Origin of the sequence: Streptomyces ipomoeae 91-03 (assembly GCF_000317595.1) — a bacterium.
GTDB classification, from domain to species: domain Bacteria; phylum Actinomycetota; class Actinomycetes; order Streptomycetales; family Streptomycetaceae; genus Streptomyces; species Streptomyces ipomoeae.
The window spans coordinates 1-3,736 of record NZ_AEJC01000337.1 but is presented as its reverse complement, the minus strand read 5'-3'; the positions used below and the strand labels follow the sequence as shown (position 1 = coordinate 3,736).

4 protein-coding genes are annotated in these 3,736 nt (G+C 68.5%); 1 reads left to right on the top strand and 3 read right to left on the bottom strand.

What is annotated here, in order from left to right:
* Positions 1-27 precede the first annotated feature (27 nt).
* From STRIP9103_RS22035 to STRIP9103_RS22025, 3 genes are all read right to left on the bottom strand, one after another.
* Complete coding sequence (locus tag STRIP9103_RS22035; RefSeq protein WP_009318130.1) at positions 28-828, bottom strand: DsbA family protein; 801 nt, start codon at positions 826-828, stop codon at positions 28-30.
* A gap of 107 nt (positions 829-935) precedes the next feature.
* Positions 936-1,625 carry a hypothetical protein gene (locus STRIP9103_RS22030; protein WP_009318132.1) on the bottom strand — a complete coding sequence of 230 codons (690 nt, stop codon included), beginning with the start codon at positions 1,623-1,625 and terminating at the stop codon, positions 936-938.
* Positions 1,626-1,709: 84 nt separating this feature from the next.
* Positions 1,710-3,035 carry a DUF2252 domain-containing protein gene (locus STRIP9103_RS22025; protein WP_009318134.1) on the bottom strand — a complete coding sequence of 442 codons (1,326 nt, stop codon included), beginning with the start codon at positions 3,033-3,035 and terminating at the stop codon, positions 1,710-1,712.
* 238 nt (positions 3,036-3,273) lie between these two features.
* Between STRIP9103_RS22025 and STRIP9103_RS22020 the strand changes: the two genes are divergently transcribed.
* Positions 3,274-3,736 (top strand): PHP domain-containing protein (locus tag STRIP9103_RS22020; RefSeq protein ID WP_158696902.1); only part of this gene is annotated, 463 nt, incomplete at its 3' end.

Sequence of the window (3,736 nt, the reverse complement as noted above, 5' to 3'; positions counted from 1 at the left end):
CCCCCCCAACAATGCAAGGAACAGGCTCTACTTGGTCACTCCCGCGTCCTTCAACGCCGTCTCCCACTCGGCGACCGTGGACGGGTTGGTGATCTTCTTGTCGTTGATCTTGATGGTGGGGGTCGAGTCGACACCCTTGGAGTCGTCGAAGGACTTGCTCATCTTCATCGCCCAGGCGTCGTAGGTGCCCTTCTTGACGGCGTCCTGGAACTTCTTGTTGTTCTTCAGGGCGTCGACCGTGTTGGCGACCTTGATGAGGTAGCTGTCCCTGGCGAGTTCGTCGGTCGACTCCTCGGGGTGGTACTTCGTCGAGTACAGGGCGGTCTTGTAGTCGAGGAAGGCCTCGGGGCCGACGTTCAGGGCGGCGCCGAGCGCGCTCAGCGCGTTCTTGGAGCCTTCGCCGGTGAGCCGGTCGTCGAGGAACGTGCCGATGGTGAAGGAGAGCTTGTAGTCGCCGTCCTCCATGCCCTTGTTGATGGTTTCACCAACCGTTTGTTCAAGACTGGCGCACGCCGGGCAGCGCGGGTCCTCGTACAGGTGGACCACGTTGTCGGTCTTGGAGTCGCCGATCAGTACCGTGGTGCCGTTCTTGCCGGAGGTGTTGGCCGGGGCGACCACGGTGGCGCTCGCGGCCTCCTCCCACTTGGTGGGCTTGTCGTTCTGGACGACGGCGTATCCGATGCCGCCGGCTATGGCGAGGACGGCGACGATCGAACCCGCGACGATGGCCTGCCGCCTGACCTTGGCGCGCTTGGTCTGCCGCTCGCGCTCCAGGCGCAGCCGCTCACGGGCCGCCGTCTTCGCCGCGTTGCTGTTCCGCTTGCTCATGTGGGTGAACTCCCTTGGGGCGCGCACACGTCGTGCGCGGATACGTGTGTGGGGGACTGCTCGTGCTCAAGGAACGCGTGCTCAAGGAACGCGTGTTCAGGAAGAGGTCACGCGAAGGTGACCGAGCACGGCGGTCCACGCCGTCCCAGGGAGTGGGCGAGGAGAAGGGTGCGAGCGGTGGTCGTCCGGTGTGCGGTGCGCGTCGGCCGGTGCTCCGCCGGGGCGATCCGCACGATGACGGCGGCGACCGCGATCAGCAGTGGCCGGAAGCCGGCTGCGACCGCGGCGCCCAGCAGCTGGGCCAGTGCCCGTTCGCCGCGCCGCAGCCAGGCGGCGGCCAGGAGCCCCACACCGATGTGCGCGGCGAGCAGCAGCCAGGCGGCGGCCGGTCCGGCACCCGCCAGCAGGGTGGCGGCCCGCTCGGAGTCGCCGGTGACGCGCGCCAGCGGGGTGCCCACACTGCCGCCGCACAGCACGTCGAGGCCGACCTGACGCAGTGGGCCGGTGACCGGGCCGCCCGCCTCGCCGTAACAGGCGTGCCGACCGGTGGTGAACACCGTGTCGGCGGCCAGTTCCAGCGGGATGAGCACCCCGGCGATCCGCCCGAAGCCGCGCTCGCCACCGCCGCCCGCCAGCGCGTACGCGACGACGAAGACGGCGGCGGCGATCACGGCCACGGTGGGCAACGGCAGCGGGGACCGGGACAGCAGGACGTGCGACGCGGTGCTGAGCGTCACGACGAGTGCCGTGAACAGCGCCGCGCGTACGGCTCTGATGAGGGTCCCGGATATGTCCATGGCGCTGGAGAGTGTCCCACGTACCCACGTAAGAGACCCCTAAAGGGACTCTGTGGGTGTGCGGTCCTTACAAGCCCCCGATCCTCAGAGGCCCGGGATCCGGCCGTTGCGGAACAGGTCGACGAAGATCTGGTGGTCCGCCCGCGCGCGTGCGCCGTACGCGTGCGCGAAGTCCGCCAGGAGCGGTGCGAAGCCCTCCTCGTCGGCCGCGATCGCCGCGTCGATGGCCCGCTCCGTGGAGAACGGCACCAGGGACTGGCCGGACAGGTCGTCCGCCGCCGCGTGCATCGTGGCCGTGGCCCGGCCCAGGTCGGCGACGACCGCCGAGATCTCCTCCGGGTCGTCGATGTCACCCCAGTCCAGGTCCACCGCGTACGGCGACACCTCGGCGACCAGCTGACCCGTGCCGTCCAGCTCGGTCCAGCCCAGCCATGGGTCCGCGTGTGCCTGGAGGGCGCGCTGGGAGATCACCGTGCGGTGGCCCTCGTGCTGGAAGTAGTCACGGATCGCCGCGTCCGTGATGTGCCGGGAGACGGCCGGGGTCTGCGCCTGCTTGATGTAGATCACCACATCGTTCTCCAGGGCGTCGGTGGCGCCCTCCAGCAGGATGTTGTACGACGGCAGCCCCGCCGAGCCGATGCCGATGCCGCGGCGGCCGACGACGTCCTTCACCCGGTAGGAGTCCGGGCGGGTCAGGGACGACTCCGGCAGCGTCTCCAGATAGCCGTCGAAGGCGGCCAGCACCTTGTAGCGCGTGGCGGCGTCCAGCTCGATGGAGCCACCGCCCGGCGCGAAGCGGCGCTCGAAGTCACGGATCTCGGTCATCGAGTCCAGCAGCCCGAAACGGGTCAGCGAGCGCGCGTCGCGCAGCGCGTCCAGCAGCGGGCCCTGGGCGGTGTCCAGCGTGAACGGCGGCACCTCGTCCCGCTTGGCGCCCGCCGCTATGGCGTGGATCCGCTCGCGGTACGCGCCCGCGTACACCCGCACCAGTTCGGTGATCTGCTCGTCGCTGAGCGCCTTCGCGTACCCGATGAGCGCCACGGAGGCGGCGAAGCGCTTCAGGTCCCAGGTGAAGGGGCCGACGTAGGCCTCGTCGAAGTCGTTCACGTTGAAGATCAGGCGGCCCGTGGAGTCCATGTACGTGCCGAAGTTCTCCGCGTGCAGGTCGCCGTGGATCCACACGCGCGAGGTGCGCTCGTCCAGGTAGGGACCGGAGGCCTTCTCCTCGTCGAGATCGTGGTAGAAGAGGCACGCCGTGCCGCGGTAGAACGCGAAGGCCGAGGCCGCCATCTTCCGGAACTTCACGCGGAACGCGGCCGGGTCGGCGGCCAGGAGCCGGCCGAAGGCGGTGTCGAAGACGGCGAGGATCTCCTCGCCGCGTCGCTCGTCGTTGAGCTGTGGAACCGACATCGCTGGGTGCCTCCAGGTGCAGGTGGTGCGCGACAGTGGTGCGGGACATGGACGGACGGATCGCCCGTTTTCTTGCAACGTCCGAAGGTACGCGGGAGTGCCCGCGACCCCTTCATGAAGGTACGGGGGAGAGCCCGCCGAGTGTCAGTGCCGAGGCATAGACTTCGACGCTGTCCCCCAGACTGTCCGCAGCCCGTGGGGAAGTCGTCGACGTCTGTTTCCCTTGGAGGCCGAAGCCGTGTCAAAGCCGCCGTTCACGCACCTGCACGTCCACACCCAGTACTCGCTGCTGGACGGTGCCGCGCGGCTGAAGGACATGTTCAACGCGTGCAACGAGATGGGCATGACCCATATCGCCATGTCCGACCACGGCAACCTCCACGGGGCGTACGACTTCTTCCACTCCGCGAAGAAGGCCGGGATCACCCCGATCATCGGTATCGAGGCGTATGTCGCCCCCGAGTCCCGGCGCAACAAGCGCAAGATCCAGTGGGGCCAGCCGCACCAGAAGAAGGACGACGTCTCCGGTTCCGGTGGTTACACCCACAAGACGATGTGGGCGGTGAACGCGACGGGCCTGCACAACCTCTTCCGCCTCTCCTCGGACGCGTACGCCGAGGGCTGGCTGCAGAAGTGGCCCCGCATGGACAAGGAGACCATCTCCAAGTGGTCCGAGGGGATCGTGGCCTCCACCGGCTGCC

Coding starts and splice junctions, on each gene's coding strand:
- STRIP9103_RS22025 (WP_009318134.1), bottom strand. CDS start 3,035: ATGTCGGTTCCACAGCTCAACGACGAGCGACGCGGCGAGGAGATCCTC.
- STRIP9103_RS22030 (WP_009318132.1), bottom strand. CDS start 1,625: ATGGACATATCCGGGACCCTCATCAGAGCCGTACGCGCGGCGCTGTTC.
- STRIP9103_RS22035 (WP_009318130.1), bottom strand. CDS start 828: ATGAGCAAGCGGAACAGCAACGCGGCGAAGACGGCGGCCCGTGAGCGG.